Below are 520 nucleotides of genomic sequence, written 5' to 3'. Positions count from 1 at the left end.
CGAAGTTGAGTATTTTTGCTGTATTTGTCATAATGACTCCTGTTGATAGATCCAGTAATGACCTCAGAACTCCATCTGGATTTGTTCAGAACGCTCGGTTGCCGCCGGGCGTTTTTTATTGGTGAGAATCGCAGCAACTTGTCGCGCCAATCGAGCCATGTCGTCGTCAACGACCCCCCATTCAAGAACAGCAAGCAGCATTGAGAACTTTGGAATCCAGTCCCTCTTCCACCTGCTGATCTGCGACTTATCAACGCCCACAGCTTCCGCTGTCTTCTCAGTTCCAAGCATTGCGATTTTGTTAAGCAACGCACTCTCGATTCGTAGAGCCTCGTTGCGTTTGTTTGCACGAACCATATGTAAGTATTTCCTTAGATAACAATTGATTGAATGTATGCAAATAAATGCATACACCATAGGTGTGGTTTAATTTGATGCCCTTTTTCAGGGCTGGAATGTGTAAGAGCGGGGTTATTTATGCTGTTGTTTTTTTGTTACTCGGGAAGGGCTTTACCTCTTC

Annotated in this window: 1 protein-coding gene; it reads right to left on the bottom strand. The window is 44.8% G+C overall.

From position 1 onward, the window contains the following. Positions 1–63: 63 nt before the first annotated feature. Complete coding sequence (locus tag EJ063_RS20575; RefSeq protein ID WP_000251069.1) at positions 64–357, bottom strand: CII family transcriptional regulator; 294 nt, start codon at positions 355–357, stop codon at positions 64–66. Positions 358–520: the final 163 nt, after the last annotated feature.

Source organism: Vibrio aquaticus, from assembly GCF_003970385.1.
GTDB lineage: Bacteria > Pseudomonadota > Gammaproteobacteria > Enterobacterales > Vibrionaceae > Vibrio > Vibrio aquaticus.
This window is presented reverse-complemented; position numbering and strand designations above follow the sequence as displayed.

What these genes read in the sequence shown, in the direction of transcription:
- EJ063_RS20575 (WP_000251069.1), bottom strand. Translation starts at nt 357, where the DNA reads ATGGTTCGTGCAAACAAACGCAACGAGGCTCTACGAATCGAGAGTGCG.